The organism is Streptomyces sp. NPDC041108 (genome assembly GCF_055592645.1).
Genome location: NZ_JBVIYK010000005.1, coordinates 519,849 through 543,332, shown reverse-complemented (window position 1 = coordinate 543,332; position 23,484 = coordinate 519,849). Strand labels below are relative to the sequence as shown.

The following is a 23,484-nucleotide window of genomic DNA, read 5'->3' as shown; positions in this document are numbered from 1 at the left end:
GGGGTTTTTTGTGTGGGGGGGAGGGTCGTGGACGGGGGCGGCGGCGGGAGGGGGGGGTGGTGGCGTTTCCCTGCTTTCGTCTTCCTTTCGTCCGCCCCCCACACCCCTGTCACGGATCTCAGACGTTGAACCCGAGCGCCCTCAGCTGCTCGCGGCCGTCGTCGGTGATCTTGTCGGGGCCCCACGGGGGCATCCAGACCCAGTTGATGCGCAACTCGTTGACGATGCCGTCCGTCGCGGACTTGGCCTGGTCCTCGATGACGTCCGTCAGCGGACAGGCCGCCGAGGTCAGGGTCATGTCGATCGTCGCGATGTTCGCGTCGTCGATGTGGATGCCGTAGATGAGGCCGAGGTTGACGACATCGATGCCCAGCTCGGGGTCGACCACGTCGTACAGGGCCTCGCGGACCTCCTCCTCGGAGGCCGGCTTCATCTCCAGGGTCTCGCTCATGCCGTCTTCCTTTCGACGTCGGCGTCGGCGCCCAGCGCCTGGGCCGTCGCGTCCTTCCACGCCATCCAGCTGAGGAGGGCGCACTTGACCCGGGCGGGGTACTTGGAGACACCGGCGAACGCGACCGCGTCCTCCAGCACCTCCTCCATCGCGTCGTCCGGCTCGATCTTCCCCTTGGACTGCATCAGCTCCAGGAAGGTCTCCTGGATCTTCCGCGCGTCGGCGAGGTCCTTGCCGACGAGGAGGTCGTTCAGCACGGAGGCCGAGGCCTGGCTGATCGAACAGCCCTGGCCCTCGTACGACACGTCCTCGACGGTCGTGCCGTCGTACTTCACTCGCAGGGTGATCTCGTCGCCGCACGTCGGGTTCACGTGGTGCACCTCGGCGTCACCGTCCCGCAAGCCCCGGCCGTGCGGGTGCTTGTAGTGGTCCAGGATGACTTCCTGGTACATCGAGTCCAGCTTCATGCGATCGCTCGTCCCCTCAGCCGAAGAAGTTCCGTACGTGCTCCAGGCCGTCGACCAGGGCATCGATCTCGGCCGGGGTGGAGTACAGATAGAACGACGCTCGGGTGGTCGCGGGAATTCCGTAGCGCAGGCAGACGGGGCGGGCGCAGTGGTGGCCGACCCGGACCGCGATGCCCTGCTCGTCGAGAACCTGGCCCACGTCGTGCGGGTGGATGTCGCCGAGCGTGAAGGAGATCGCCGCGCCCCGCTCCTCGGCCGTGGCCGGGCCGATGATCCGCAGGTCAGGGACCTCCGTCAGCCGCTTCACCGCGTACTCGGTGATCGCGTGCTCATGGGCGAGGATCTTGTCCATGCCGATGGAGTTCAGGTAGTCGATCGCCGCACCGAGGCCGACCGCCTGGGCGATCGGCGGGGTGCCCGCCTCGAACTTGTGCGGGGCGGGGGCGTACGTCGACGAGTGCATCGACACCGTCTCGATCATCTCGCCGCCGCCGAGGAACGGAGGCAGGTCCTCCAGCAGCTCCTGGCGGCCCCAGAGCACACCGATGCCCGTCGGACCGCACATCTTGTGGCCGGTGAAGGCCACGAAGTCGGCCTGAAGGGCCTGCACGTCCAGCGGCATGTGCGGCGCGGCCTGCGAGGCGTCGATGCAGACCAGGGCGCCGACCTCCTGCGCCCGGCGCACTATCGCCTCGACGGGGTTGACCGTGCCGAGGATGTTGGACACCAGCACGAAGGAGACGATCTTCGTCTTCTCCGTGATGATCTCGTCGATGTTGGACAGGTCGAGCCGGCCGTCGTCGGTCAGCCCGAACCACTTCAGCTTCGCGCCCGTGCGCTGCGAGAGCAGCTGCCACGGCACGATGTTGGAGTGGTGCTCCATCTCCGTGATGACGATCTCGGTCTCGGCGTCCACCCGGTAGGGCTCGTCGGCCCAGCCGAGCATGTTCGCCACGAGGTTCAGCGACTCGGAGGCGTTCTTGGTGAAGATCACCTCGTCGCGCGAGGGCGCGTTGATGAAGGCGGCGACCTTGTCGCGCGCTCCCTCGTACAGCGCCGTGGCCTCCTCGGCGAGCACATGCACACCGCGGTGGACGTTGGCGTTGTAGCGCTCGTAGTACTCGCTCAGGGCGTCCAGCACCTGGCGCGGCTTCTGCGAGGTCGCCGCGTTGTCCAGGTACACGAGCTTCTTACCGTCGTGGACCTGGCGGTCCAGGATGGGGAAGTCCTTGCGGATCGCCTCGGTGTCGAGGAGGCCCGGCAGCTGTGTCACGCGGATGCGCCACCCTTCGTGTATACCTCGTAGCCCTCGTTCTCCAGCTTGTCGGCGAGCTCGGCGCCGCCGGACTCGACGATGCGCCCGCCGGAGAAGACGTGGACGAAGTCGGGCTTGATGTAGCGCAGGATGCGCGTGTAGTGGGTGATCAGCAGGGTGCCGACCTCGCCGGTCTCGCGGACGCGGTTGACGCCCTCGGAGACGATGCGCAGCGCGTCGACGTCCAGACCGGAGTCCGTCTCGTCGAGGATCGCGACCTTCGGCTTGAGCAGCTCCAGCTGGAGGATCTCGTGGCGCTTCTTCTCACCGCCGGAGAAGCCCTCGTTGACGTTGCGCTCGGCGAAGGCGGGGTCCATGTTCAGGCGCTGCATGGTCTCCTTGACCTCCTTGACCCAGGTGCGGAGCTTGGGGGCCTCGCCGCGGATGGCGGTGGCGGAGGTGCGCAGGAAGTTGGAGACCGAGACGCCGGGGATCTCGACCGGGTACTGCATCGCCAGGAACAGGCCCGCGCGGGCGCGCTCGTCGACGGACATCTCCAGGACGTCCTCGCCGTCGAGCAGCACGGTGCCGCTGGTGATCGTGTACTTCGGGTGACCCGCGAGGGAGTAGGCGAGGGTCGACTTGCCGGAGCCGTTGGGGCCCATGATGGCGTGCGTCTCGCCCTGCTTCACGGTGAGGTCGACGCCCTTGAGGATCTCCTTCGTGGCGTTGTCGGCCTCGACGGTGACGTGCAGGTCTCGGATTTCAAGCGTTGCCATGGGTGCCTCAGGACTCCTGGGTGAGGGAGACGAGCACGTCGTCCCCTTCGATCTTTACGGGGTATACGGGAACGGGGCGCGTCGCGGGAAGGCCGGACGGCTTACCGGTTCTGAGGTCGAACGCGGAGCCGTGCAGCCAGCACTCGATCTGGCAGTCCTCCACCTCTCCCTCGGAGAGCGAGACGTTCGCGTGGGAGCAGATGTCGTGGATGGCGAACACCTCGCCCTCGGTCTGTACGACCGAGACCGGCGTGCCGTCGAGTTCCACCCGCTTCGGGGTGTCCTCCTCCAGCTCGCTCAGCCCGCAGGCGCGTACGTAGGTGGTCATCGGCCGGATCCAGTCACAGTCTCCAGCTCCTCGTCGATCTTCGCGAGGAGGCGTTCCTGGATGTCGTCGACGCCGATCTGCTGGACCAGCTCGGCGAAGAAGCCGCGGACGACGAGGCGTCGGGCCTCGTCGGCCGGGATACCGCGGGCCATCAGGTAGAAGAGCTGCTCGTCGTCGAAGCGGCCGGTCGCGGAGGCGTGGCCGGCGCCGACGATCTCGCCGGTCTCGATCTCCAGGTTCGGCACCGAGTCGACCCGGGCGCCGTCCGTGAGGACCAGGTTCCGGTTCATCTCGTAGGTGTCGGTGCCCTCGGCCTTGGCCTCGATGAGCACGTCGCCGATCCAGACGGCGTGGGCGCCCTCGCCCTGGAGCGCGCCCTTGTAGACGACGTTCGACTTGCAGTGCGGGACGTTGTGGTCGACCAGGAGGCGGTGCTCCTGGTGCTGGCCGGCGTCCGTGAAGTACAGCCCGAACAGCTCGGCCTCGCCGCCGGTGCCGGAGTAGGACACGCGCGGGTGGAGGCGGACGACGTCGCCGCCGAAGGTGACCACGACCGACTTGAGGCTCGCGTCCCGGCCGACGAGGGCGTTGTGCTGGGCCACGTGCACGGCCTTGTCGTCCCAGTCCTGGACGGAGACGACGGTCAGCTTGGCGCCGTCACCGAGGACGTACTCGACGTTGGCCGCGAGGACGGCGTCACCGGTGTGGTCGATGACGACGACGGCCTCGGCGAAGGCGCCCAGTTCGATCACCTGGTGGGCGAAGGCGGTGCCGCCCTCGCCGTGCACGGCGATCCGGATCGGCTCGGCGAGGACCGTCTCCTTGGGGACGGTGATCACGCCGGCCTTCTCGAACGACGAGTAGGCCTGGGCGGCGATGCGGTCCACGGGGGTGCCCGCCCTGCCGAGGCGCGCGTCGTCGCGGCCGACGCCCTCGACGGTGACGCCCTCGGGCGCCTGCACGTCGACCTTCAGGCCGCCGCTCGCGACGGCGGTGCCGTCGTGCAGCCCGCGCAGCCGCTCCAGCGGGGTGAACCGCCACTCCTCCTCACGGCCGTGCGGGACCGGGAAGTCCGCCACGTCGAAGGACGGGGGCGCGCTCATGCGTGTGGCGACGGTCGACTCGGCGGCAACGGCCACCGCGCCGGCGGTGGTGGACCCCACCGGGATGTTCTGAGCCTCAGCCATGGCTGTCGGTCTGCTCTCTTCCTACGTTCTCGAACCTCGGCCCGCCCGGGGAGGCGGGCCGCTAGCTGCTGATCCGGTGGCGCGTCAGCCGACCGCGCCTTCCATCTGCAGCTCGATCAGCCGGTTGAGCTCCAGCGCGTACTCCATGGGCAGCTCCTTCGCGATGGGCTCGACGAAGCCGCGCACGATCATCGCCATCGCCTCGAACTCGCTCAGGCCACGGCTCATCAGGTAGAAGAGCTGGTCCTCGGAGACCTTGGAGACGGTCGCCTCGTGGCCCATGGACACGTCGTCCTCGCGGACGTCGACGTACGGGTAGGTGTCCGAGCGGGAGATGGTGTCGACGAGCAGCGCGTCGCACAGCACGTTCGACTTGGAGCCGGGCGCGCCCTCGCCGATCTCGACCAGGCCGCGGTAGGAGGTACGGCCGCCACCGCGCGCCACCGACTTGGAGACGATGTTGGAGGAGGTGTTCGGCGCCATGTGCACCATCTTGGAGCCGGCGTCCTGGTGCTGGCCCTCGCCCGCGAAGGCGATGGAGAGCGTCTCGCCCTTGGCGTGCTCGCCCATCAGGTAGACGGCCGGGTACTTCATGGTGACCTTGGAGCCGATGTTGCCGTCGATCCACTCCATGGTCGCGCCCTCGTACGCCACGGCGCGCTTGGTGACCAGGTTGTAGACGTTGTTCGACCAGTTCTGGATGGTCGTGTAGCGGCAGCGGGCGCCCTTCTTGACGATGATCTCGACGACCGCGCTGTGCAGGGAGTCCGACTTGTAGATCGGGGCCGTACAGCCCTCGACGTAGTGGACGTAGGCGTCCTCGTCGACGATGATCAGCGTCCGCTCGAACTGGCCCATGTTCTCCGTGTTGATACGGAAGTAGGCCTGGAGCGGGATCTCCACGTGCACGCCCTTCGGCACGTAGATGAAGGAGCCGCCGGACCACACCGCGGTGTTCAGCGACGCGAACTTGTTGTCGCCGACCGGGATGACCGTGCCGAAGTACTCCTTGAAGAGCTCCGGGTGCTCCCTCAGGGCGGTGTCGGTGTCCAGGAAGATGACGCCCTGCTCCTCCAGGTCCTCACGGATCTGGTGGTAGACGACCTCGGACTCGTACTGGGCCGCGACGCCCGCGACGAGGCGCTGCTTCTCCGCCTCGGGGATGCCGAGCTTGTCGTACGTGTTCTTGATGTCCTCGGGCAGGTCCTCCCAGGACTCCGCCTGCTTCTCCGTGGAGCGCACGAAGTACTTGATGTTGTCGAAGTCGATGCCGGACAGGTCCGAGCCCCAGTTCGGCATGGGCTTCTTCTCGAACAGGCGCAGGCCCTTGAGGCGGAGCTTGGTCATCCACTCCGGCTCGTTCTTCTTGGCGGAGATGTCTCGGACGACGTCCTCGTTGATACCGCGCTTGGCAGAGGCACCGGCCACGTCGGAGTCGGCCCAGCCGTATTCGTAGTTGCCCAGCCCCTCGAGCTCGGGGTGGGCGGTCTCCTCGATGGGGAGCGTCATGCGGGGTTCCTCCCGGCGGTACGTGCAGATGCGGTGTCGTTGGCTGTCTTGGAAATTCTGGGGATGAACGTCGTGCAGACGCCGTCGCCGTGGGCGATGGTGGCCAGCCGCTGGACGTGGGTGCCGAGCAGTTCGGCGAACAGCTCGGTCTCGGCCTCGCAGAGCTGCGGGAACCGCTCGGCGACATGCGCTACCGGGCAGTGGTGCTGGCAGAGCTGCTCCCCCTGGTGGGGGTGGGGCGCGCTGCGCGCCGTAGCAGCGTACCCGTCGGCGCTCAGGGCCTTGGCCAGGGCTTCGGTCTTCTCTTCGGGGTCCGCGGCCTCGACGGCCCGCCGGTAGGCGCCGGCCTCGGCGGCGACCCGGGCGCGGGCGAAGGCGGCGACGGCCTGCTCCCCGCCCTCGCGGTCCGCGATCCAGTGGAGCGCGTCCACCGCGAGCTTGTCGTAGGACTGGTCGAAGGCGTCCCGTCCGCAGTCCGTCAGGGCGAACACCTTGGCGGGGCGCCCGCGCGTACGCGCGCCGTAGACGCGCTGCTCGCGGGGCTGCACGACGTCGTCGCCGACCAGTGCGTCGAGGTGCCGGCGGACGGCGGCCTGGGTGAGCCCGAGGCGCCCGGCGAGGTCGGCGACCGTGGACGGGCCGTGGGACAGGATGGACCGCGCGACGCGGTTGCGGGTGGACCGCTCACCGGTCGCGAGTTCCTCCTGCGGAGCCTCGCCGACGTTTTTCACAACGCCATTGTTGCGTAATTCCTCAGAGAGGGGCAAGCCGCGTCCGGACGGCGGGCGGTGCCGTGCATCACTTAGGCAAACCTAAGCTGACCTGGGAGAACGATCACTGCTCGATCAAGTCGGTGGCGTCGCGCGAGCCGCTCCGGAAGACTGCCACACCATGTCGACAACCCCTCCCACCGGCCCGCTCGTCACTCGCGCCGGCCTGGCGGCGGACCTGCGTGCCGCCGGTGTCGAACCCGGCGAGACCCTCCTCGTGCACTCCTCGCTCAGCGCGCTCGGCTGGGTCTGCGGAGGCGCCGTCACGGTGGTCCGGGCGCTGCTCGACGCGCTCGGTCCGGACGGCACCCTGGTCGTCCCCACCCAGACCGGCGACCTCTCGGATCCCGCGCTCTGGGCCCGTCCGCCGGTACCCGAGGAGTGGTGGGAGCCCATACGGGTGGCCATGCCCTGCTACGACCCCGCGATCACGCCCTCCCGCGGGGTCGGTGTGATCCCCGAGACGGTACGGACCTGGCCGGGCGCCCTGCGCAGCGCGCACCCCCAGACGTCCTTCGCGGCGATCGGTCCGGCCGCGGCCGCGCTCCTCGCCGACCACGCCCCCGACTGCCGCCTCGGCGAACGCAGCCCGCTGGCCCGGCTGGAGCGGGCGGGCGCCCGGGTGCTGCTGCTCGGCGCGGGCTACGACACCTGCACCAGTTTCCACCTGGCCGAGTACCGCACGCCCGCACCGCTGGTCGAGGTGGGCCGGCCTGGTCCGCAGGGCTGGGAGGTGGTGACCGAGGTGTCGATCGACTCGGACCGGTTCGACGAGCTGGGCCACGACTTCGAACGCGACCGGGGGATCCGCCGGACCAGGGTGGGCGCGGCGGACGTACGTCTGTTCCCGGTGGCCGAGGCGGTGGCGTACGCCGAGCGCTGGCTCCCGTTGCACCGTCCCCGTGAGGAGGAGATCTCCGGACCCGGCCGCCTCGTCGCCCGGCCGCGTCCCTAGACTCGGGCTCATGCGAAGTGACCCCGTGGTCCAGGTCCGGTCCCTGGTGAAACGGTACGGCGACAAGACCGCGGTGGACGGCCTGGACCTGACGGCCGAAGCGGGCGTCACCGCCGTGCTCGGGCCCAACGGCGCGGGGAAGACGACGACGATCGAGACCTGTGAGGGCTACCGGAGCCCGGACTCCGGCTCGGTGTCCGTTCTCGGTCTCGACCCGGTCCGCGAGGCCGCCGCGCTGCGCCCCCGGATAGGCGTGATGCTCCAGTCCGGCGGCGTCTACTCCGGCGCCCGCGCCGAGGAGATGCTCCGGCACGTGGCCCGGCTGCACGCCCACCCGCTCGACGTCGACGCCCTGATCGAGCGTCTGGGGCTCGGCGGCTGCGGCCGTACGGCCTACCGCCGGCTCTCCGGCGGCCAGCAGCAGCGGCTCGCCCTCGCGATGGCCGTGGTCGGCCGCCCCGAGCTGGTCTTCCTCGACGAGCCCACCGCCGGCCTCGACCCGCAGGCCCGCCGGGCCACCTGGGAGCTGGTCCGGGACCTGCGCGCGGACGGCGTCGCGGTCATCCTCACCACGCACCACATGGACGAGGCCGAGCAGCTCGCGGACGACGTCGCGATCATCGACGGCGGCCGGGTCGTCGCCCAGGGCTCGCCCGAGGAACTGTGCCGGGGCGGCGCCGAGAACACCCTGCGCTTCACCGGCCGCCCCGCCCTCGACGTCGGCTCCCTGCTCAAGGCCCTCCCGGCGGACTCCGCCGCCGTCGAGCTGACGCCCGGTGTCTACCGGGTGACCGGCAAGATCGACCCGCAGCTCCTCGCGACCGTCACCTCCTGGTGCGCCCAGCACGGGGTGATGCCGGACCGCATCTCGGTGGAACGGCACACCCTGGAGGACGTCTTCCTGGAACTGACCGGCAAGGAGCTGCGTTCATGAGCGCGAGGACCGACAGGGACGCGGGCACGTACGCGCCGATGCCGGGCGCCGCCCCCCTGACCCGTATGATCACGGCCCAGGCGGCCCTGGAGACACGGATGCTGCTGCGCAACGGCGAGCAGCTGCTCCTCACCGTGGTCATCCCGGCCCTGCTGCTGGTGCTGTTCGGCTCGGTGGACATCGTGGACACGGGCGACGGCGAGGCGGTCGACTTCCTGGCGCCGGGCGTCCTGGCACTCGCCGTGATGTCGACGGCGTTCACCGGCCAGGCGATCGCCACCGGCTTCGAGCGCCGCTACGGCGTGCTGAAGCGGCTGGCGGTCTCGCCGCTCCCGCGCTGGGGTCTGATGACCGCGAAGACCCTGTCCGTGCTGGTCACCGAGGTCCTCCAGGTCGTCCTGCTCACGGTGATCGCCTTCGCGATGGGCTGGGACCCGCACGGCAACCCCTTCGCCGTGGTGCTCCTTCTCGTCCTCGGGACGGCCGCCTTCTCGGGCCTCGGCCTGCTGATGGCGGGCACGCTGAAGGCTGAGGCGACGCTCGCGGCGGCGAACCTGGTCTTCCTGCTGCTGCTCGTGGGAGGCGGTGTCGTCGTCCCGCTGGACAAGTTCCCGGACGCGGCGCAGAGCGTGCTCGCACTGCTGCCGATCTCGGCGCTGTCGGACGGGCTGCGGGACGTCCTCCAGCACGGCGCGGGCGTGCCGTGGGGCGACCTCGGGATCCTCGCCGTGTGGGCGGTGCTCGGGCTGGGCGCGGCCGCCCGGTACTTCCGCTGGGAATAAGCGCAGGTCACCACCCCGGCCGTACCCTCGTGAACGCGTGCACAAGCGACGGGCCTACCATGGTGCGCGTGCCGAAACCGACCCGCGACGACCTCGTCTCCGCAGCGCGCAACCCTCTCGCCTTCATCGCCGGCCGCTGGACCCCGGACCCCAGAACGGTCCGGCGGGCGGCCCTCGCCGCCCTCGTCATGGCGGTGGTGATCGTGGTGACCGGCGGTGCCGTGCGGCTCACCGGGTCGGGCCTCGGCTGCCCGACCTGGCCCAAGTGCACCGACGACTCGCTCACCGCGACCCGTGAGATGGGCGTCCACGGCTACATCGAGTTCGGCAACCGGCTGCTGACGTACGTGCTGTGCGCGGCGGTCGGCTGGGCGATCGTCGCCGCGCGCTCGCAGAAGCCGTACCGGCGCAGCCTGACCCGGCTGGGCTGGGCGCAGTTCTGGGTCGTCATGAGCAACGCGGTGCTCGGCGGCATCGTCGTCCTGGTCGGCCTCAACCCGTACACGGTGGCCGCGCACTTCCTGCTCTCCACCGCGCTCATCGCCGTCGCCGCCGTGATGTGGCACCGCACCGGCGAGGGCGACACCGCCCCGCGGGCGCTGGTCGGCCAGGCGGTGCGGCAGCTGGTGGCGATCCTGGTGGGCGTCACCCTGCTGCTGATCGCGGTGGGCACGGTCGTCACGGGCGCCGGCCCGCACGCCGGTGACTCCAGCGAGGTCCACCGCATCCCGCTGAACTGGGAGAACGTCACCAAGCTGCACGCGGTGCTGGCCTGGATCGTGGTGACGCTCACCTTCGCCCTGTGGTTCGTCCTGAAGGCGGTGGACGCCCTGCGCGAGCCGCTGAACCGCACCCGTGACCTGTTCCTGGTCCTCCTGGCCCAGGGCGTCGTCGGCTACGTCCAGTACTTCACCGACCTCCCCGAGATCCTGGTCGGCGCGCACATGCTGGGTTCGTGCCTGGTGTGGATCGCCATGCTCCGCGTCCTGCTGTCCCTGCGGGAACGCCCGGAGGCCACGGCGGACGTACCGGGCCCGTCGGAGGAGAAGTTGGCCACGCGGGCGTAGAGGTCCCCGCGCGCGTACGTCATGTGTACGCCCCGACCAGGGCGTACGTCCCGGGCCCCAGGTTCTCCCTGGTCCTCGACCGCCTCCACGCTCGCACGGGCGGACGGCGCCGACTGATCACGTGTCTCAGCCGAAGGCGCACGGCGCACATCGCTCAGTATGTATGCCAGGTCCCGCACCAGCGGAAAGCCCCGGAGAAGAGGTCCAAAGGTGACGACGACAGAGTCCGCGGCCGGCCGGCCCGATCATCGCGGCTTTACGCTCTCGAAGTCGTCCCGGGCGGCGTGCACCGCATCGACCCGGACGACGGCACCGTGACGGACATAGCCCTCGGTATCACGGAGGCGCCGGACGGCATCGTGGTGGACGAGACCGAGGGTTGTGCGTACATCACGCTCATGGTAACGCCGGACGCACCGCCCCAGCCCGGCGTAGAGCCACCGTTCACCCACCGCAACGGCTCCGTCCAGCGCGTGCCCCTCTCCGGAGGTGCCCCGCAGATCGTCGTCCCGCGTGGCACCTTCACCACCGGCAAGCAGCTCACCACGGACCCGGCGACCGGACGGCTCTACTGGTGCGACCGGGAGGGCCGCGGCGTCTACCGCGCCGAGCGGGACGGCTCCGGACTGACAGCCCTCGTCCTGACCGCCGGGCACGGGCCGACACGCGCCGAGGAGGAATGCGTCGGCATCACGGTCGACACGGCGCAGGGCTGGCTGTACTGGACCCAGAAGGGTCCCAGTGACGGCGGCAGAGGCCGCATCCTTCGCGCCCGGCTCGAACTCCCGGCAGGAACATCGCCCGACGACCGCGACGACATCGAAACGCTGTGGGCCGGACTTCCGGAGCCCATCGACCTCGAACTCGACCCGAACGGCCGGGTTCTCTACTGGACCGACCGCGGCGTCGGCCCGCTGGGCAACACCCTCAACCGCGCTCCCGTACCGCCGCCCGGACGGCGAGGCGACACGCCCACGATCATCGCCGACGACTTTCACGAGGCGATCGGACTGGCCGTCGACCACACGAACGGCAGCGTCTATGTGTCCGACCTCTCGGGTGCCGTGTACGAGGTCACTGTCGCGGACGGAAACAAACGGCTCGTCACGAAATTCCCCGGCCCTGTCACCGGACTCGCACTCGTGCCCTGAACAACCTCCGTCGGGCGGGCAGCCCTGCCACCCGCCTACGCCAGCCCGTACACCCGCCGCGCATTCCCCGCCGCGACCAGTTCCGCCACGCGCTGTGCGTCCGCCGGTGACCAGGCGCCCTCCGCCACCCAGGCCCCCAGCACCCGGGCCAGTGCCTCACGGAACAGCCGGGCACCGACCACGTGCAGCTCGGGCAGGCCGTGTGCGCCGCTGGAGAAGAGGATCTTGCCGAAGGGGGCGAGTTCCAGGACCTCGGCGAGCACGGCGGTGGCGCGTGCGCCGGTGCGGACGAGTTCGGCGCCCAGGTCGACGTGGACGTGCGGGAAGGCCCCGGCGAGATGGGCCGCGTGGCGGTGGTACGGATAGCCGTGCAGCAGGACCAGATCGGTGCCGAGGCCGGCCGTGGCGCGGGCGAAGTCGGTCAGCAGGACGGGGTCGGCGGCGTCGAGGCGCAGGCCCGGTTCGCCGAGGCCCGCGTGGAGCTGGAGGGGGCGGCCCGAGGCGACGGCGATCCACAGCAGATGGCGCAGGAGAACGGGGTCGGTGAGCGCCCCGCCGACCGGCCGGTGCGCGAGCCAGCGCCCCACCGCGCCCCGCACCTCCCCCGGCCCGGGCGGCTCGGGCGCGAACGCCAGGCCGTGCCGTACGCCCGCCACCGAGGTGAAGGCGACGGCGTGTGCGGCGGCCGCGTGCACCGACTCGGCGAGATTGGCCAGGAACGCCTCGACGGTGCCGGAGGTGTCGGCGACCTGTTCGGCGAGGAGTTCGAGGCGGACGATCTCATGAGCGTCGGCGTCCGCGGTGGAGGCCATCTCGCCCGGACCGGTGAGATCGCCGGGCAACCCCGTGTCGACGAGGTAGGTCGTGATGCCGCTGCCCCGCAGGAGTCTGCGGCCGGTCTCCAGGACGCCCAGTTCGCGGCGCCGGGCCAGATAGCGGGCCGGTGGGCAGTGCGGCTCCAGACCGAGCAGGGGCGGGCACCAGCGGCGTACGGCGAAACCCGTCTGGGTGTCGAAGAAAGTGGTCCCGGGCGCGGGCGGGCCCTCGCTGCGCGCGAGGTGGGCCTCGAAGGTGCCGAGGCCCAGCTCCGTGCGCAGTACGCCGTGGCAGTACTGGTCCACGAGGGACGGCGTTTCGATCATCCGGGCTCCCCGAGGCCGACTCCGTCGTTCACGGGGCCTAACGGGTGAGCCGGGCTCAGGTGTTGCTGTTCTTCGGACCGCCGACCTGGATTCCGGCCATCCGCGACCATTCGTACGGGCCGGTCGTGACCTTGGCCGCGAACTCGCCGTCGAAGTCCTCGTGGACGGTGACGCCGGCCTTGGCGACGGCCGCCTCGGCGATCGCGTACGAGGGTGCCACCAGGTCGCCCCAGCCGCCGTCCTCGCCGACGAGGACGATACGGGCGCCCTGTTCGCCGATGTAGGCGACCTGGGCCTCGGCACCGCGGTGTGCCTTGGCGAAGGCGCCGATCTGCTTGGCCAGCCGGGTCGCTCGGCGCTCGGCCTTGGCGGCGGCCTTGGTTGCCTTGGCCTCGTCTGCCTGCTTGGTGTCTGCCATGGGCAGGATGCTACCGATGGGTAGGGCGGGCGGCGATGGCGGGGTTTGTGGGCTTGACCACTCGCCGTATCGATACGGCCCCGCGCCCCTCGGGGCGCGTCCCGGCCTCAGCGCAGGAAGGGGTCCACCGCCACCGCCACGAAGAGCAGCGAGACGTAGGTGATCGACCAGTGGAACAGGCGCATTTCCTTGAGCTTGCCGCCGGTCGCTCCGCCCTTCGCGCGGTTCTGGAGGGCGTGTGCCTCCCAGAGCCACCAGCCGCCCGTCACCAGGGCGACCGCGGTGTAGAACCAGCCCGTGTAGCCGAGGGGGGTCAGCAGCAGGGAGACGGCGACCATCACCCAGCTGTAGAGGACGATCTGCCGTGCGACGACCTTGTTGGAGGCGACCACGGGGAGCATCGGGACGCCGACGCGGGCGTAGTCGTCCTTCACCTTCATGGACAGGGGCCAGTAGTGCGGCGGGGTCCAGAAGAAGATGACCAGGAAGAGGATGACGGCGGCCCACGACATCGAGTTGGTGACGGCGGACCAGCCGATGAGGACCGGCATGCAGCCGGCGATGCCACCCCAGACGATGTTCTGGGAGGTACGCCGTTTGAGGATCATCGTGTAGACGACGACGTAGAAGAGGAGCGCCCCGAGCGACAGCCACGCGGACAGCCAGTTGACGAGCAGGCCGAACCAGGCGGTGGAGACGGCCGCGAGGGTGAGGCCGAAGACCAGGCCCTCACGCGGGGTGACCATGCCGGTGACCAGCGGCCGCTGCGACGTGCGCTCCATGAGCGCGTCGATGTCGCGGTCGATGTACATGTTGAGCGCGTTGGCACCGCCGGCCGAGAGATAGCCGCCGATACAGGTGGCGAGCACCAGCCAGAGGTCCGGGACCCCCTGCTCCGCGAGGAACATCACCGGAACGGTGGTGATCAGCAGCAGTTCGATGATCCGCGGCTTCGTGAGCGCCACGAACGCCTTGACTCGGGCCCCGATCGGCCGCTGACCCCGGCTGCTGCTCGTGCTGCTCGCGCCAAGCACTCCCGGTGGACGGGATTCGACGGCCGTCACGCACACCCCTGACAGAGACTCCTCAGCAAGCCCCCGGTTGTGAACTCCCCGTAACGGCTCGCGCGTACCACGCCACTGTAGACGTTGCCCAGAGCCAGCCTTTCAAGGGGGTGGGGTCGTGTTGGCGGACGCCCGGCGGCGAGCCGGACACACTTGCGTTGAGCAGTCGGATGAGCGGCTCCGTATTCACATGTCGAACAGCGGAACCCCCTGGTCTCAGCATGCGAACCACTGGTCGGGAGGCGGACGGGACACAGTCCCGGCAGTCTGGAATGACTCGAAAAAATGCGCGTTCCTACGGGGGTAGGCTCGACAACGGCCGGTGCCGTGAAGAACACCGGCACGAGACATGTGGAGAGGAGCCCTGACCCAGGGTGAGCACCAAGCCGACCACTACAGACCTCGCGTGGAACGAATTGGACCAGCGGGCCGTCGACACCGCCCGGATCCTGGCCGCCGACGCCGTCCAGAAGGTCGGCAACGGCCATCCGGGTACGGCGATGAGCCTCGCGCCCGCCGCGTACACCCTCTTCCAGAAGGTGATGCGCCACGACCCCGCCGACCCCGACTGGGTGGGCCGTGACCGGTTCGTCCTGTCCGCCGGCCACTCCTCCCTGACCCTCTACATCCAGCTGTACCTGGGCGGCTTCGGCCTGGAGCTGGAGGACCTGGAGTCCTTCCGCACCTGGGGTTCGAAGACGCCGGGTCACCCCGAGTACGGGCACACCAAGGCCGTGGAGACGACGACCGGGCCGCTCGGCCAGGGTGTCGCCAACGCGGTGGGCATGGCGATGGCCGCCCGCTACGAGCGCGGTCTGTTCGACCCCGAGGCCGCCGCCGGCGAGTCCCCGTTCGATCACCATGTCTTCGTGATCGCCGGTGACGGCTGCCTCCAGGAGGGCATCTCCGCCGAGGCGTCCTCGCTGGCCGGGCATCAGAAGCTCGGCAACCTGGTCCTGCTGTGGGACGACAACCACATCTCCATCGAGGGCGACACCGAGACCGCCGTGTCCGAGGACACCGTGAAGCGGTACGAGGCGTACGGCTGGCACGTGCAGCGCGTGGAGCCGCAGGAGAACGGCGACCTCGACCCGGCGGCGCTGTACGCGGCGATCGAGGCCGCGAAGGCCGTCACCGACCGGCCGTCGTTCATCGCGATGCGCTCGATCATCGCCTGGCCGGCCCCGAACGCGCAGAACACCGAGGCCGCGCACGGCTCGGCGCTCGGCGCGGACGAGGTCGCGGCCACCAAGCGGGTCCTCGGCTTCGACCCGGAGAAGAACTTCGAGGTCGCCGACGAGGTCATCGCGCACACGCGTGCCCTGGGCGAGCGCGGCCGTGAGGCCCGTGCCGTGTGGGAGAAGCAGCTGCAGGAGTGGCGTGACGGCAACGCCGAGCGCGCCGCCGAGTTCGACCGGATCAGCGCGGGCGAACTGCCCGAGGGCTGGGAGTCGCACCTGCCCGAGTTCGAGACGGGCAAGGGTGTCGCGACGCGTGCCGCGTCCGGCAAGGTGCTGCAGGCGCTGGGCGCGGTGGTCCCCGAGCTGTGGGGCGGCTCCGCCGACCTCGCCGGCTCGAACAACACCACGATCGACAAGACGTCGTCGTTCCTCCCCGCGGACAACCCGCTGCCGGAGGCGAACCCCTACGGCCGCACGATCCACTTCGGCATCCGCGAGCACTCCATGGCCGCGGAGATGAACGGCATCGCCCTGCACGGCAACACCCGCATCTTCGGCGGCACGTTCCTCGTGTTCTCCGACTACATGCGCAACGCCGTCCGCCTGTCGGCGCTGATGCACCTGCCGGTGACCTACGTGTGGACGCACGACTCCATCGGCCTCGGCGAGGACGGCCCGACGCACCAGCCGGTCGAGCACCTGGCCGCGCTGCGCGCGATCCCGGGTCTGAACGTGGTCCGCCCGGCCGACGCCAACGAGACCGCCATCGCCTGGCGCGAGATCCTCAAGCGCTGGACCAAGGAGTTCGGCAAGGGCGCCCCGCACGGTCTGGCGCTGACCCGTCAGGGTGTGCCGACGTACGAGGCCAACGAGGATGCCGCCAAGGGCGGTTACGTCCTGTTCGACGCCGAAGGCGGCGACGCCGAGGTGATCCTCATCGCCACCGGTTCCGAGGTGCACGTGGCCGTGGAGGCGCGCGAGCAGCTGCAGGCGCAGGGCGTGCCCACGCGGGTGGTGTCCATGCCGTCCGTGGAGTGGTTCGAGGAGCAGGACCAGGGGTACCGGGAGAGCGTTCTGCCGCCGTCCGTCAAGGCGCGTGTCGCGGTCGAGGCCGGGATCGGGCTCACCTGGCACAAGTACGTGGGCGACGCCGGCCGCATCGTCTCGCTGGAGCACTTCGGCGCTTCGGCCGACGGCAAGGTCCTCTTCCAGGAGTTCGGCTTCACCGCCGAGAACGTGGCCGCGGTCGCGCAGGAATCACTCGCCGCCGCTCAGCGCTGACGCTCACACACGACACGTAGGAGATGGAATTTCCATGACAGACGCACTCAAGCGCCTCTCCGAGGAGGGCGTCGCGATCTGGCTGGACGACCTGTCGCGCAAGCGCATCACGTCCGGCAACCTCGCCGAGCTGCTCGACCAGCAGCACGTCGTGGGCGTCACCACCAACCCGTCGATCTTCCAGAAGGCGATCAGCAGCGGTGACGGCTACGAGCAGCAGGTCTCCGACCTCGCCGCCCGCAAGGTCACCGTCGAAGAGGCCATCCGCATGATCACGACGGCGGACGTCCGCGACGCCGCCGACATCCTGCGCCCGGTCTTCGACGCGACCGGCGGCCAGGACGGCCGGGTCTCCATCGAGGTCGACCCGCGCCTGGCGCACGACACCAAGGCCACGGTCGCCGAGGCCAAGCAGCTGGCGTGGCTGGTGGACCGGCCCAACACGCTGATCAAGATCCCGGCCACGATGGGCGGCCTGCCGGCCATCACCGAGGTCATCGGCCTCGGCATCAGCGTCAACGTGACGCTGATCTTCTCGCTGGAGCGCTACCGCCAGGTCATGGACGCCTACCTGGCCGGTCTGGAGAAGGCGAAGGAGCGGGGCCTGGACCTGTCGAAGATCCACTCGGTGGCGTCCTTCTTCGTGTCCCGCGTGGACACCGAGATCGACAAGCGCATCGACGCGCTCGGCACCGACGAGGCCAAGGCCGCCCGTGGCAAGGCCGGCGTCGCCAACGCGCGGCTCGCCTACCAGGCGTACGAGGAGGTCTTCTCCACCGACCGCTGGAGCGTGCTGGAGAGCGCGGGCGCCAACAAGCAGCGTCCGCTGTGGGCCTCGACCGGCGTCAAGGACCCGGCGTACAAGAGCACGCTGTACGTCGACGAGCTGGTCGCGCCCAACACGGTGAACACCATGCCGGAGGCCACGCTGGAGGCCACCGCCGAGAGCGGCGAGATCCGCGGCAACGCGATCGCCGGCACGTACGAGCAGTCGCGTGCCGAGCTGGACGCGGTCGAGAAGCTCGGGATCTCGTACGACGAGGTCGTGCAGCTGCTGGAGGACGAGGGCGTCGAGAAGTTCGAGGCGTCCTGGAACGACCTGCTCAAGTCGACCGAGGCGGAGCTTCAGCGCCTCGCACCCTCGGAGGGCTGAACACCTTGTCGAGCAGCAATCCGCTGCGTGACGCCGCGGACCGACGGCTCCCGCGTATCGCGGGGCCGTCGGGCCTGGTCATCTTCGGCGTCACAGGCGATTTGTCACGTAAAAAGCTGATGCCTGCCGTGTACGACCTCGCCAACCGCGGACTGCTGCCGCCGGGCTTCTCGCTCGTCGGCTTCGCGCGCCGGGAGTGGGCCAACGAGGACTTCGCGCAGGAGGTGCACGACGCGGTCAAGGAGCACGCCCGCACGCCCTTCCGCGAGGAGGTCTGGCAGCAGCTCATCCAGGGCATGCGGTTCGTCCAGGGCACCTTCGACGACGACGAGTCCTTCGAGCGGCTGCGCGACACCATCGAGGAGCTGGACAAGGCGCAGGGCACGGGCGGCAACTTCGCCTTCTATCTGTCCGTACCGCCGTCCGCGTTCCCGGTCGTGATCCAGCAGCTGAAGAAGCACGGCCTTGCCGACCAGAGCAGCGGCTCCTGGCGGCGCGCGGTCATCGAGAAGCCGTTCGGGCACGACCTGACCTCGGCCGAGGACCTCAACAAGGTCGTGCACGAGGTCTTCGCCCCGGACCAGGTCTTCCGCATCGACCACTACCTGGGCAAGGAGACCGTCCAGAACATCCTGGCGCTGCGCTTCGCCAACACGATGTTCGAGCCGATCTGGAACCGGTCCTTCGTCGACCACGTGCAGATCACGATGGCCGAGGACATCGGCATCGGCGGCCGGGCGGGCTACTACGACGGTATCGGCGCCGCCCGTGACGTCATCCAGAACCACCTGCTCCAGCTGATGGCGCTGACCGCGATGGAGGAGCCCGCCTCCTTCGACGCGGACGCGCTCGCCGCCGAGAAGACCAAGGTGCTCGGCGCGGTGAGGCTGCCGAAGGATCTGGGCCGGGACACCGTGTTCGCCCAGTACGCGGCCGGCTGGCAGGGCGGCGAGAAGGTCATCGGGTACCTGGAGGAGGACGGTATCGACCGCAGGTCGAAGACCGACACCTACGCGGCGATCAAGGTCGAGGTCGACAACCGCCGCTGGGCGGGCGTCCCCTTCTACCTGCGGACGGGCAAGCGCCTCGGCCGCCGGGTGACCGAGATCGCGGTGGTCTTCCAGCGCGCCCCGCACTCCCCCTTCGACTCCACCGCCACCGAGGAGCTGGGCCAGAACGCGATCGTCATCCGCGTCCAGCCCGACGAGGGCGTGACGGTCCGCTTCGGCTCCAAGGTGCCCGGCACGTCGATGGAGATCCGTGACGTGTCGATGGACTTCGCGTACGGCGAGTCCTTCACCGAGTCGTCGCCCGAGGCGTACGAGCGTCTCATCCTCGACGTCCTGCTCGGCGACTCGAACCTCTTCCCGCGCACCGAGGAGGTCGAGCTGTCCTGGAAGATCCTCGACCCGATCGAGGAGTACTGGGACAAGAGCGGCAGGCCCGCGCAGTACCAGGCGGGCACCTGGGGTCCCGTCGAGGCGGACGAGATGCTGGAGCGAGACGGACGGAGCTGGCGCCGGCCATGAAGACGGACCTCACGGACACCACGGCCAGCAAGATCAACAAGGCACTGGTCAAGGCCCGCCGGGAGATAGGCACTCCGGCGGTCGGCATGGTGCTCACGCTGGTCATCGTGACGGACGAGGAGAACGCGTACGACGCGCTCAAGTCCGCCAACGACGCCTCCCGCGAGCACCCATCGCGCACGATCGTGGTCATCAAGCGCGTCTCCCGCTCCCCCCGCGACCGCACGAAGTCCCGCCTCGACGCCGAGGTACGGGTCGGCGCGGACGCCGGCACCGGTGACACGGTCGTGCTGCGGCTGTACGGCGAGGTCGCGGACCACGCCCAGTCGGTCGTGCTTCCGCTGCTGCTGCCGGACGCGCCGGTCGTCGTCTGGTGGCCGGTCAACGCGCCGCTCGACCCGGCCCGCGACCCGCTGGGCGCGCTCGGCCAGCGCCGGGTGACCGACAGCTACGCCGCCGAGAAGCCCATCGAGGAGCTGCGGACCCGCGCCGACAACTACGAGCCCGGCGACACGGATCTGGCCTGGACCCGGATCACCCCCTGGCGTTCCATGCTGGCCGCCGCGCTCGACCAGGTGGACTGCGAGGTCATCTCCGCGGAGGTGCAGGGCGAGCAGTACAACCCGAGCGTGGAACTGCTGGCGATGTGGCTGGCGGACCGGCTCCACGTCCATGTACGGCGTGGGGTGTCGGCCGGGCCCGGCCTCAACGAGGTGCGGATGCTGACCAGCACCGGTCCCATCCGGTTGTACCGGCCCAACGGGGGCCTCGCCCTCCTGACGCTGGAGGGCCAGCCGGACCGGGCGGTCGCGCTGAAGCGCCGCGAGACGTCCGAGCTGCTGGCGGAGGAGCTGCGCAGGCTCGACCCCGACGACACATACGCGTCCGCGCTGCGGTTCGGGGTGGACCGGCTGGGCGGAGCCTTCGGGAACACGGCGGGCAGTGCGCCGACGGCCGCCTCGGCCGCGCCGGCAACCGCTCCGACCGCCGCGGGCGGCCCCGCGGTGGCCTCTTCGGTCCCGGGCACGGGAGCCGGTTCGGTCTCCGGCTCCGGCCCCGGGCTGGGTTCGGCCGTCGCGTCGGCCGCCGCCGCGGCCCGTGCGTCCGCGTCCGCGCCCGCACTGCCGCCGGCCGCTCCGTCGCGTCCGGTCGCCTCCCCAGCTCCGGCCGGGTCCACGGGGGACGCCGGGGACGACGACTCCGAGCGGCCCACGCCCGCGCAGATGCCGCCCGTGAAGAAAGCAGCGCCATGAGCACTCCGCAGCTGGTCGTGCACCGCGACAAGGAGCTGATGGCCCAGGCCGCGGCGGCCCGGCTGATCACCAAGGTCGTGGACGCGCAGGCCTCGCGCGGGTACGCCTCGGTGGTCCTCACGGGCGGCCGCAACGGCAACGGGCTGCTCGCCGCGCTGGCGGCGGCGCCGGCCCGGGACGCGATCGACTGGGCGCGGCTGGATCTGTGGTGGGGCGACGAACGGTTCCTGCCCGAGGGCGACGCCGAGCGGAATGTCACCCAGGCCCGCGAGGCACTGCTGGACTCGGTGCCGCTGGACCCGAAGCGGGTGCACGCCATGCCCGCGTCGGACGGGCCGTGGGGTGCCGATGTGGGCGCGGCGGCCGCGGCGTACGCGGAGGAGCTGGCGCGTGCGGCGGGGCCCGAGAACCATGGGTCGGTGCCGACGTTCGACGTGTTGATGCTCGGGGTCGGTCCGGACACCCATGTGGCCTCGCTCTTCCCCGAGCTGCCGGCCGTGCGGGAGACCGAGCGGACGGTGGTGGGGGTCAGCGGCGCGCCGAAGCCGCCGCCGACGCGGGTCACGCTGACGCTGCCCGCGATTCGGGCGGCGCGTGAGGTGTGGCTCCTCGCCGCGGGTGAGGACAAGGCGCGGGCCGCGGCCATCGCCCTGTCCGGCGCCGGCGAGATCCAGGCACCTGCCGCGGGTGCGTACGGGCGGTCGCGGACCCTGTGGCTGCTGGACTCGGCCGCGGCGTCTCAGCTGCCCCGGTCGCTGTATCCGCCCGCCTCGCCGTAACTCCGTTCGGGTGCGGGTCCGGTGGGGTCCGTCAGGAGCGCGGGGAACCGCGCGAGACGCCCCCACCGGGCCCGCACCCGACAGCGCACCCCGGGGGGACGCAGGGGCGGGCCATGCCTGTCAGGACGTGAAGTCCTCCCCGCGGGTCTCCGGCAGCGCCCACACGCACAGCAGACTCACCAGGCACAACCCACCCGTGTAGAACCCGAGCACCAGCGGCGACGACCACTGACTGTTCAGCCAGGTCGCGACGAGCGGAGCGAAGCCGCCGCCCAGCGTGTTGGCCAGGATGAACGCCGCCGACGCCCCCGTGTACCGCAACCTCGCCGGGAACAGCTCCGCGAGGAACGCCGCCGCCGGGGAGAACATCAGGGCGAGCAGCATGAGCCCGACCGTGTACGCGCCGGTGATGACGAACGCGTCGCCCGTGCTGAGGGACGCGTACATGGGAACGGCCCACACCACGCAGCCGGCCGCGCCCGCCAGCATCAGCGGCCGGCGCCCGATCCGGTCGGCGAGCCGTGCGACGGGCAGCGTGATCGCGATCCCGGCCGCCGCCCCCACGCTCGCGGCGGTGAGCATCGTGTTCTGCGGGATGCCGAGCGATTTCGGACCGTAGGACAGGCTGTAGACGATCGTCAGGTAGTACACGGCCGAGCCGCCGATCGCCGCGCCCGTGCCGAGCAGCAGCCGGCGCGGGTGGCGCGCGACGAGCGTCCCGAGCGGAAAGCGCGACGCCGGGGACCCCGCCGGTCCGGGAGAGGCCGGGGACGCCGGGGGCGCCGCCGGGGCCGAGCCCCTGAACACCGGCGACTCCGACACCGTCGTCCGTACCCACAGCCCGACCAGGACGAGCACCGCGCTGAGCAGGAACGGAACGCGCCAGGCCCAGTCCGTGAAGCCGTCGCGGCCCACGATGTTCAGGGTGGGGAGGATGACGGCGCTGGAGAGCAGGAAGCCGAGCGAGGGGCCGACGTTGGGTATGGCGGCGTACAGCGCGCGGCGGCCGGGCGGGGCGTGTTCGGCGGCCAACAGGACCGCGCCGCCCCACTCGCCGCCCATGCTGACGCCCTGCAGCAGACGGAGGGTCACCAGGAGGACGGGGGCGAGGAGTCCGGCGGTCTCGTAGGTCGGCAGGAGGCCGACGCCGACCGTCGCGAGGCCCATGAGCAGCAGGGACGCGACCAGGGCACGGCGGCGGCCCAGCCGGTCGCCGATCGTGCCGAAGAGGACGACGCCGAGGGGGCGGGACAGGAAGGCCGCGGCGAAGGTGAGGAACGCGGCGAGGGTGGAGACGGTCGCGTTGCCGGAGGGGAAGAACGCGGGTCCGAGGACGAGCGCGGAGGCCGTGCCGTAGACGGCGAAATCGTAGTACTCGATCGTGGTGCCGATGAGGCTCGCGGCGGCGACCTTCGGCGCGTTGGTCGGCTCGGCCGGCGACGAGGCGGCCTGCGTCGGGGAGGCCGACGACGGTAACGCGACCGATCTGGGGTCCACAGTCTCGGAGACGGTCTCGGACGGGGATTCGGGCATGGGGGGCTCACTTCCGGTACGCCCGGACACGAATGGTCCGGGTGCAGAGGGGGACGGCCACGCATGAAACACGAACCGGAGTGTGCCTGTCACCCTAGGCCGCGAAATTCGATTCCCACAAGGAAGTCTCGCCAATGGCTCGAACGGAGATCTCGTCGAATGCTTTCGACGGAAAATGTCAGCAGGGCGCCGATTACACGCGACAACGACATTTAAAGCACGAGATCCCGAGTGGTCCCATGTGATCCCATGTGATCCCGCTATGCGTGGGGACAGACCTGAAGAATGCGCCACGAACACCACCCTGGGACGCCGTCAACCCGGGGGATCCTGTCAAGTCGCTGTCAAATAGTCATGTCTCCGGACGCATAAAAATTTGCCGACGGTCACGCCTTGCCAAGCCGCGATCACGCACGGAATGCTGACGTCCTGGCAGAACTTGAAAGTTCTACGACCATCGTTTTTCGGACATGGAGACCGCATCGGGTTGCCGCGGTTCGACTTTCTGAAATGCGG

At 70.2% G+C, this 23,484-nt stretch carries 22 protein-coding genes; 10 read left to right on the top strand and 12 right to left on the bottom strand.

Annotated features, from left to right (window positions below):
* Nucleotides 1-118 precede the first annotated feature (118 nt).
* From ACZ6BB_RS18140 to ACZ6BB_RS18105, 8 genes are all read right to left on the bottom strand, one after another.
* Nucleotides 119-451, bottom strand: coding sequence for a metal-sulfur cluster assembly factor (locus ACZ6BB_RS18140; protein WP_005477879.1), 333 nt, complete (start codon nt 449-451; stop codon nt 119-121).
* Entirely contained in the window at nt 448-918 is a 471-nt protein-coding gene (gene sufU, locus ACZ6BB_RS18135) for a Fe-S cluster assembly sulfur transfer protein SufU (RefSeq protein WP_037728144.1), read from the bottom strand. The genes ACZ6BB_RS18140 and sufU overlap by 4 nt, the downstream gene beginning before the upstream one ends.
* Nucleotides 919-934: 16 nt before the next feature.
* The gene (locus tag ACZ6BB_RS18130; RefSeq protein WP_471616146.1) at nt 935-2,191 is read right to left on the bottom strand and encodes a cysteine desulfurase; all 1,257 of its coding nucleotides are present in this window, start codon (nt 2,189-2,191) and stop codon (nt 935-937) included.
* Complete coding sequence (gene sufC, locus ACZ6BB_RS18125; protein ID WP_471616145.1) at nt 2,188-2,952, bottom strand: Fe-S cluster assembly ATPase SufC; 765 nt, start codon at nt 2,950-2,952, stop codon at nt 2,188-2,190. The genes ACZ6BB_RS18130 and sufC overlap by 4 nt, the downstream gene beginning before the upstream one ends.
* 7 nt (nt 2,953-2,959) lie before the next feature.
* Nucleotides 2,960-3,280, bottom strand: coding sequence for a non-heme iron oxygenase ferredoxin subunit (locus tag ACZ6BB_RS18120; protein ID WP_045560919.1), 321 nt, complete (start codon nt 3,278-3,280; stop codon nt 2,960-2,962).
* Nucleotides 3,277-4,467, bottom strand: a complete 1,191-nt coding sequence (sufD, locus tag ACZ6BB_RS18115) for a Fe-S cluster assembly protein SufD (RefSeq protein ID WP_471616144.1) — start codon at nt 4,465-4,467, stop codon at nt 3,277-3,279. Before sufD ends, ACZ6BB_RS18120 begins: the two co-directional genes overlap by 4 nt.
* A gap of 84 nt (nt 4,468-4,551) precedes the next feature.
* The gene (gene sufB / locus ACZ6BB_RS18110; RefSeq protein ID WP_275459283.1) at nt 4,552-5,976 is read right to left on the bottom strand and encodes a Fe-S cluster assembly protein SufB; all 1,425 of its coding nucleotides are present in this window, start codon (nt 5,974-5,976) and stop codon (nt 4,552-4,554) included.
* Nucleotides 5,973-6,707: a helix-turn-helix transcriptional regulator gene (locus ACZ6BB_RS18105; protein WP_471616143.1), complete on the bottom strand. Its 735-nt coding sequence runs from the start codon at nt 6,705-6,707 to the stop codon at nt 5,973-5,975. The genes sufB and ACZ6BB_RS18105 overlap by 4 nt, the downstream gene beginning before the upstream one ends.
* A gap of 160 nt (nt 6,708-6,867) precedes the next feature.
* Between ACZ6BB_RS18105 and ACZ6BB_RS18100 the strand changes: the two genes are divergently transcribed.
* From ACZ6BB_RS18100 to ACZ6BB_RS18080, 5 genes are all read left to right on the top strand, one after another.
* A complete protein-coding gene (locus ACZ6BB_RS18100) occupies nt 6,868-7,701 on the top strand; it encodes an AAC(3) family N-acetyltransferase (protein ID WP_471616142.1) in 834 nt (277 codons plus the stop codon).
* A gap of 10 nt (nt 7,702-7,711) precedes the next feature.
* Nucleotides 7,712-8,635 (top strand): ABC transporter ATP-binding protein, encoded by a 924-nt coding sequence (locus ACZ6BB_RS18095; RefSeq protein WP_471616141.1) that lies wholly within the window; start codon nt 7,712-7,714, stop codon nt 8,633-8,635.
* Nucleotides 8,632-9,417, top strand: a complete 786-nt coding sequence (locus ACZ6BB_RS18090; protein WP_471616140.1) for an ABC transporter permease — start codon at nt 8,632-8,634, stop codon at nt 9,415-9,417. The genes ACZ6BB_RS18095 and ACZ6BB_RS18090 overlap by 4 nt, the downstream gene beginning before the upstream one ends.
* Before the next feature lie 59 nt (nt 9,418-9,476).
* Entirely contained in the window at nt 9,477-10,484 is a 1,008-nt protein-coding gene (locus ACZ6BB_RS18085; RefSeq protein WP_471616139.1) for a COX15/CtaA family protein, read from the top strand.
* Nucleotides 10,485-10,768: 284 nt separating this feature from the next.
* Nucleotides 10,769-11,635 (top strand): SMP-30/gluconolactonase/LRE family protein, encoded by an 867-nt coding sequence (locus ACZ6BB_RS18080; protein WP_471616138.1) that lies wholly within the window; start codon nt 10,769-10,771, stop codon nt 11,633-11,635.
* Between the two features lie 35 nt (nt 11,636-11,670).
* On the opposite strand, the gene ACZ6BB_RS18075 is transcribed toward ACZ6BB_RS18080, so the two are convergent.
* From ACZ6BB_RS18075 to ACZ6BB_RS18065, 3 genes are all read right to left on the bottom strand, one after another.
* Entirely contained in the window at nt 11,671-12,777 is a 1,107-nt protein-coding gene (locus tag ACZ6BB_RS18075) for an amidohydrolase family protein (RefSeq protein WP_471616137.1), read from the bottom strand.
* Nucleotides 12,778-12,832: 55 nt separating this feature from the next.
* Complete coding sequence (locus tag ACZ6BB_RS18070) at nt 12,833-13,195, bottom strand: hypothetical protein (protein ID WP_471616136.1); 363 nt, start codon at nt 13,193-13,195, stop codon at nt 12,833-12,835.
* A gap of 107 nt (nt 13,196-13,302) precedes the next feature.
* Nucleotides 13,303-14,259, bottom strand: coding sequence for a heme o synthase (locus ACZ6BB_RS18065; RefSeq protein ID WP_471616135.1), 957 nt, complete (start codon nt 14,257-14,259; stop codon nt 13,303-13,305).
* A gap of 374 nt (nt 14,260-14,633) precedes the next feature.
* Between ACZ6BB_RS18065 and tkt the strand changes: the two genes are divergently transcribed.
* From tkt to pgl, 5 genes are read left to right on the top strand one after another with little or no spacing between them, the layout of a single operon-like run.
* On the top strand, nt 14,634-16,721 hold the full coding sequence (tkt, locus tag ACZ6BB_RS18060) for a transketolase (protein ID WP_471616134.1): 2,088 nt from the start codon (nt 14,634-14,636) through the stop codon (nt 16,719-16,721).
* Nucleotides 16,722-16,755: 34 nt separating this feature from the next.
* A complete protein-coding gene (gene tal / locus ACZ6BB_RS18055; RefSeq protein WP_471616133.1) occupies nt 16,756-17,874 on the top strand; it encodes a transaldolase in 1,119 nt (372 codons plus the stop codon).
* The gene (zwf, locus tag ACZ6BB_RS18050; protein WP_471616166.1) at nt 17,871-19,403 is read left to right on the top strand and encodes a glucose-6-phosphate dehydrogenase; all 1,533 of its coding nucleotides are present in this window, start codon (nt 17,871-17,873) and stop codon (nt 19,401-19,403) included. Before tal ends, zwf begins: the two co-directional genes overlap by 4 nt.
* Complete coding sequence (gene opcA / locus ACZ6BB_RS18045) at nt 19,400-20,656, top strand: glucose-6-phosphate dehydrogenase assembly protein OpcA (RefSeq protein ID WP_471616132.1); 1,257 nt, start codon at nt 19,400-19,402, stop codon at nt 20,654-20,656. Before zwf ends, opcA begins: the two co-directional genes overlap by 4 nt.
* On the top strand, nt 20,653-21,435 hold the full coding sequence (pgl, locus tag ACZ6BB_RS18040; protein ID WP_471616131.1) for a 6-phosphogluconolactonase: 783 nt from the start codon (nt 20,653-20,655) through the stop codon (nt 21,433-21,435). Before opcA ends, pgl begins: the two co-directional genes overlap by 4 nt.
* Nucleotides 21,436-21,555: 120 nt before the next feature.
* On the opposite strand, the gene ACZ6BB_RS18035 is transcribed toward pgl, so the two are convergent.
* Nucleotides 21,556-22,968: an MFS transporter gene (locus ACZ6BB_RS18035; RefSeq protein ID WP_471616130.1), complete on the bottom strand. Its 1,413-nt coding sequence runs from the start codon at nt 22,966-22,968 to the stop codon at nt 21,556-21,558.
* Nucleotides 22,969-23,484: the final 516 nt, after the last annotated feature.

Bases quoted from the DNA above. Each gene is read 5' to 3' on its own strand.
- sufD (WP_471616144.1), bottom strand. From the start codon at position 4,467: ATGGCTGAGGCTCAGAACATCCCGGTGGGGTCCACCACCGCCGGCGCG.
- ACZ6BB_RS18085 (WP_471616139.1), top strand. From the start codon at position 9,477: ATGGTGCGCGTGCCGAAACCGACCCGCGACGACCTCGTCTCCGCAGCG.
- sufC (WP_471616145.1), bottom strand. From the start codon at position 2,952: ATGGCAACGCTTGAAATCCGAGACCTGCACGTCACCGTCGAGGCCGAC.
- ACZ6BB_RS18090 (WP_471616140.1), top strand. From the start codon at position 8,632: ATGAGCGCGAGGACCGACAGGGACGCGGGCACGTACGCGCCGATGCCG.
- ACZ6BB_RS18100 (WP_471616142.1), top strand. From the start codon at position 6,868: ATGTCGACAACCCCTCCCACCGGCCCGCTCGTCACTCGCGCCGGCCTG.
- tal (WP_471616133.1), top strand. From the start codon at position 16,756: ATGACAGACGCACTCAAGCGCCTCTCCGAGGAGGGCGTCGCGATCTGG.
- ACZ6BB_RS18140 (WP_005477879.1), bottom strand. From the start codon at position 451: ATGAGCGAGACCCTGGAGATGAAGCCGGCCTCCGAGGAGGAGGTCCGC.
- ACZ6BB_RS18095 (WP_471616141.1), top strand. From the start codon at position 7,712: ATGCGAAGTGACCCCGTGGTCCAGGTCCGGTCCCTGGTGAAACGGTAC.
- ACZ6BB_RS18070 (WP_471616136.1), bottom strand. From the start codon at position 13,195: ATGGCAGACACCAAGCAGGCAGACGAGGCCAAGGCAACCAAGGCCGCC.
- ACZ6BB_RS18035 (WP_471616130.1), bottom strand. From the start codon at position 22,968: ATGCCCGAATCCCCGTCCGAGACCGTCTCCGAGACTGTGGACCCCAGA.
- pgl (WP_471616131.1), top strand. From the start codon at position 20,653: ATGAGCACTCCGCAGCTGGTCGTGCACCGCGACAAGGAGCTGATGGCC.
- sufB (WP_275459283.1), bottom strand. From the start codon at position 5,976: ATGACGCTCCCCATCGAGGAGACCGCCCACCCCGAGCTCGAGGGGCTG.
- sufU (WP_037728144.1), bottom strand. From the start codon at position 918: ATGAAGCTGGACTCGATGTACCAGGAAGTCATCCTGGACCACTACAAG.
- ACZ6BB_RS18075 (WP_471616137.1), bottom strand. From the start codon at position 12,777: ATGATCGAAACGCCGTCCCTCGTGGACCAGTACTGCCACGGCGTACTG.
- opcA (WP_471616132.1), top strand. From the start codon at position 19,400: ATGAAGACGGACCTCACGGACACCACGGCCAGCAAGATCAACAAGGCA.
- ACZ6BB_RS18120 (WP_045560919.1), bottom strand. From the start codon at position 3,280: ATGACCACCTACGTACGCGCCTGCGGGCTGAGCGAGCTGGAGGAGGAC.